This is a genomic window from Candidatus Accumulibacter vicinus, from assembly GCF_000584955.1.
In the GTDB taxonomy this organism is placed as follows: domain Bacteria; phylum Pseudomonadota; class Gammaproteobacteria; order Burkholderiales; family Rhodocyclaceae; genus Accumulibacter; species Accumulibacter vicinus.
The window spans coordinates 110,979-115,353 of record NZ_JDSS02000016.1; the positions used below are offsets into that span (position 1 = coordinate 110,979).

General features: G+C 62.9%; 5 protein-coding genes. 4 read left to right on the top strand and 1 reads right to left on the bottom strand.

What is annotated here, in order from left to right:
* The 4 genes from CAPSK01_RS21855 to kefC all read left to right on the top strand — a co-directional run.
* A partial coding sequence (locus CAPSK01_RS21855) for a hypothetical protein (protein ID WP_273703104.1) occupies positions 1–284 on the top strand: 284 nt, incomplete at its 5' end.
* The gene (locus CAPSK01_RS04840; RefSeq protein ID WP_034923217.1) at positions 277–1,002 is read left to right on the top strand and encodes a hypothetical protein; all 726 of its coding nucleotides are present in this window, start codon (positions 277–279) and stop codon (positions 1,000–1,002) included. The genes CAPSK01_RS21855 and CAPSK01_RS04840, both read left to right, overlap by 8 nt.
* Positions 1,003–1,068: 66 nt before the next feature.
* Positions 1,069–1,608 carry a glutathione-regulated potassium-efflux system oxidoreductase KefF gene (kefF, locus tag CAPSK01_RS04845; protein WP_034923219.1) on the top strand — a complete coding sequence of 180 codons (540 nt, stop codon included), beginning with the start codon at positions 1,069–1,071 and terminating at the stop codon, positions 1,606–1,608.
* Positions 1,601–3,394, top strand: a complete 1,794-nt coding sequence (gene kefC / locus CAPSK01_RS04850; protein ID WP_034923221.1) for a glutathione-regulated potassium-efflux system protein KefC — start codon at positions 1,601–1,603, stop codon at positions 3,392–3,394. The genes kefF and kefC overlap by 8 nt, the downstream gene beginning before the upstream one ends.
* 95 nt (positions 3,395–3,489) lie before the next feature.
* Here the strand turns inward: kefC and CAPSK01_RS04855 are convergent.
* Positions 3,490–4,375: GNAT family N-acetyltransferase (locus tag CAPSK01_RS04855; RefSeq protein WP_034923223.1), on the bottom strand; the 886-nt coding region annotated here is incomplete at its 5' end.

The following is a 4,375-nucleotide window of genomic DNA, read 5'->3' on the forward strand; positions in this document are numbered from 1 at the left end:
TGCCGCGTCAGTGCTTACCGGCTGCGCCCGCACTGCGTCTGGGCGTTGCCGGCGATCCGGTGTTCGGCTCGGTGATTTTCCTGGGTCCGGCATCGACCACGGGCATTCGTCGCGGCCGTCTGGTGCTTGCCCTGCCGCCACTCAACCTGATCCTGGCCGGTGATCTGGTGACCCGCAGCGGTTTCGTCGCTGCCGGAAGAGGAGATGGAGTATGTAATAATACCGTTCTTCCTCTTCCCCCAATACTTGGCAGGCAAACCTTCTCAGGAGTCAGGAATGCATAGCGCGTTGCGACTTGTTGGTGTGGGTCTTACATATTGGGTTCTTGGCACCGGTGCTTACGCACAGCAGCCGCCTTTGACTCCTGCAGAGATGGCTGCAATGGTGAAGGGGTGCGATCTGATCAGGACCCCTAACCAGAAGGCGCTTTGCATTGGTGCCGTCCACAAGCTGAAAAGCAACTCGGGTGCTGAAAATGTGGGTTCTGTCCAGAAACCTTCTCTTACCTCTATCCCTTTGAGTTTTCGAGGCGTTCCCATCGGTGTGCCCAAGCAGCGTGCTGCGCTTGAAAACCTGTGCCTTGAGACGGCCAAGAGGAAAGAATATTGCTATGACATCACTCCTGATCAGGACAAGCACCTTGTAGATATCCAGTTCGGGAACATTCATGTTCCCCTGCTCGACACCCGTGTTGGTGCGGATGGAGCCGTAAATTTTGTCAAGGGTTACGGAAGAAATGATGAATTGATTCAGTTGGCAAGCCTTCTCACAGAGAAATTCGGGGAACCGAAGAAGGAGCTTTCGACGGTGCATACTCGTATCGGGGCATCGTACGAGAAGCTTACTTTTAGCTGGATTGACGAGCGGGGGAATGTGCTAGTAGTGGAAACGCGCTCCGTGAACGTAGATTCGGGATCCTTCATGTTCGCTTCGGCTGCCGAGATGGGAAAGAAGACCGGTGAAGCCGCGGCGATACGAGAGGCTTTGAAGGGCAAGCTGTAGTAACGGGTGGCAGTCGTCGAGTTGTTAACCTGCCGGATGTGCCAGACCCTTCACTGAGGATTGCTCTTGATCGCTCTGATTTATGCCCATCCGCATCCGGCGCGATCACGCGCCAATCGCGCACTGCTTGAAGCGGCGCGCACCGTGCCGTCCGTGATCGTCCGCTCGCTGTACGACCGCTATCCGGATTTCGAGATCGATGTCGAGGCCGAACGCAAACTGCTGATCGAATCCCGACTGATCGTCTGGCAGCATCCATGCATGTGGTATTCGGCACCGGCACTGCAAAAACTCTGGTTCGACACGGTGCTCACGGAAGGCTGGGCGATCGGTGAAGGCGGCACTGCGCTGGTCGGCAAATCGTGCCTGTGGGTAACGACCACCGGCGCAACGTCGGAGGGCTACTCGCCAGAGGGAACACACCGCTTTCCGTTCACCGCCTTCGCTCCGGCCCTGGAAATGACCGCGCGTTTCTGCGGCATGCACTGGCTGCCACCGCAAGTCGTGCACGGCGCGCATCTGATCGATGAGGCCACCCTGCAACAGCATGCCGCGCAGTATCGGCAGCGGCTGCTCGACTTTGCCGCGAAGGTGGAGCATGGCTGACCCTTTGTTGCGCGATGCCCTGGTCTACCTGGGGGCGGCGGTCGTCTGCGTCCCGATCGCCAAGCAGAGCGGCCTCGGTTCGGTCCTCGGCTATCTGATTGCCGGTGCGCTGATCGGTCCGTGGGGACTTAAGCTGGTCGGCGACGTCGAATCGACGCTGCATTTCGCGGAGTTCGGCGTCGTGCTGATGTTGTTCCTGATCGGGCTCGAACTCGAGCTGAAGCGTCTGGTCGAGATGCGCCGTACGGTATTCGGTGGCGGCACGCTGCAAATGGTCGTGTGTGGCGCAGCCCTCGCGCTCGGCCTGGCCGCGCTCGGTCTGAGCTGGCAGGCCGCCCTCGCCGCCGGTCTGGCGCTGGCGCTGTCGTCAACGGCGATCGCCGTGCAAACGATGAACGAACGCAACGTGATGGCGGCACCGGTCGGCCGCAGTGCTTTCGCCGTGCTGTTGTTCCAGGATATTGCGGCGATTCCGCTGATTGCCCTGGTGCCTTTTCTGGGGGCGGCCGGTGGCGAAGGCGGCAGCGGCTGGCTGGGCGCCGGCAAGGCGATGGCCGCGATCGTTGGCGTGGTGATCATCGGCCGCTTTCTGACGCGCCCGCTGATGCGCCTGATCGCCCAATCCGAAGTACGCGAGATCTTTACCGCCTTCGCCTTGTTGCTGGTGATCGGCATTGCCCTGTTGATGGCTGGCGCCGGCCTGTCGATGGCCCTTGGGGCCTTCCTGGCAGGGGTTTTGCTGGCCAGTTCCGAGTACCGGCATGCCCTTGAAAGCGATATTGCGCCGTTCAAAGGGCTGCTGCTCGGGCTCTTCTTCATTGCCGTCGGGATGTCGATCGACTTCGGCCAGGTCATTGCGCGCCCCGGCCTGCTGGCGATACTGGTGATCGGTCTGCTCGTGGTCAAGGGGAGCATGCTCGCGCTGATCGCCCCGCGCCTGGAGGTTCCGCGCTCGGAGCGCTGGCTGTTCGCGGCGCTGCTGGCGCAGGCGGGCGAGTTCGCCTTCGTCGTCTTCGGCGTGGCACGCACGGCAGGCGTCCTGCCGGGTGTCTGGGAAGGCCTGCTGACGGCGGCCGTGGCGCTGTCGATGGCCGCCACGCCGTTGCTGCTGATCGCTTTCGATCGTCTGACCGCACGCCGCGCACAGACGCAGCGCGAAGCCGATGCCATCGACGACGACAGCGCGGCAGTGATCATCGCCGGGATGGGGCGTTACGGGCAGATCGTCGGCCGTGTGCTGCTGGCGCAGGGGATCCACATCACCGTGCTTGATCATGATCCCGATCAGATCGATACCTTGCGCAAGTTCGGCTACCAGGTCTTCTATGGCGACGCCACACGCGTCGACCTGCTGGCCGCGGCAGGGGCTGCCAAGGCAAAGCTGCTGGTCGTCGCCATCGACGATGTGGCCGACAGCCTGACCCTCATCGACCTGGTGAAGAAGAGCTTTCCGAACCTGGCCATCGTCGCGCGCGCGCGCAACGTGCGGCACTGGCTCGAACTGGCCGATCGCGGGGTAACCGCGATCGAACGCGAGACCTTCGAGTCGTCGCTGAGGAGCGCCCGTGCGGCCCTGACCGTACTGGGTGTCGAACCCTATGAAGCGCGCGAGATTGCCGAAGCTTTTCGCCGGCAGAACCTGATCACGCTCAACGCCCTGTTGCCGCACTTCCACGACGAGGCCAGGACGGTCGCGATTGCCAAGAGTGGCCGGGAAGAACTCGAAGAAAACCTGCGCCGTGATCGCGAGACGCGCCAGAAAGCCGGCGCCCGCGGCTGGCACTGAGCGGCCATGGTGCAACCTTGAGGCCGTGCCCGGGTCGGCTTCAGCCCGCCAAATGGTCCGCTGTCCAGCTCAGGCAGCGAGTGATCCAGTCCTCGTCACGCCTTCTCGTACGGATTCAACGACAGACTCAGATCCAGCGTGCCGCGATCCGCTCCGGTGGTCACGGTGAAACCGAGGCTCCGTGCGAGACGCTGCATGCGCAGGTTTCCGTCCAGTGTCTCGCCGCGCAACTCGGCGATGCCGCGGCTTCGGCAGTAGCTGACCAGGCGTTGCAGCAACAGCTTGCCCAGTCCCCGGCCCTTGATCGCCGAGGCAACAACGATGGCAAAGTCCGCGAACGTACTGCCGGGGTTGGCCACGGTCCGCACCTCTCCCAGAAGATGCTCGGTGCCATCGTTCCCTCGCTCAATGGCCACCAACGCCATTTCGCGGTCGTAGTCGATCTGGGAAAAGCGGGCCAGACGGGCGCGGGGCAGGCTCCTGATCGAGTTGAAAAAGCGCATCCGGGAATCCTCCGGCGCCAGCGAATGGAGCAGGTCGCCGAGCATGCTTTCATCTTCCGGCCGGATCGGCCGGATCAGGAGCCGGCGCCCCTGCCAATCCACGGGCTGTTCGAGTTCCTTCGGGTAGGGAGCAATCGCGAAGCGGCAATGGCGGAGCCTGCCTGCCGTCTGCTCGACGCTGATGCGCGCCCCCAGCACGACCCCCCCCGAGGCCTCGGCGTGCAGTGGGTCGAGGTCGATGCCAGTGACCTCTTCGAGGTCGGTGAGCAGTTGCGAAAGACGAACCAGGGCATTGCTCACGGCGTCCTGCAGCGCCGGCCGATCTTCTTCCGGGAGTCCGTCGGCAAAACCGCTGCGGGCAACCAGATCACCGGCCAGCATCCGGTTGAGTGGCGGCAGGGCAACCACCAGGCGGCCGCGACGAATGCCCGTGGTCGATGCCGGACCCAGGAAAATCACCGAGCCGAACACCGGATCG

Bases quoted from the DNA above. Each gene is read 5' to 3' on its own strand.
- CAPSK01_RS04840 (WP_034923217.1), top strand. From the start codon at position 277: ATGCATAGCGCGTTGCGACTTGTTGGTGTGGGTCTTACATATTGGGTT.
- kefC (WP_034923221.1), top strand. From the start codon at position 1,601: ATGGCTGACCCTTTGTTGCGCGATGCCCTGGTCTACCTGGGGGCGGCG.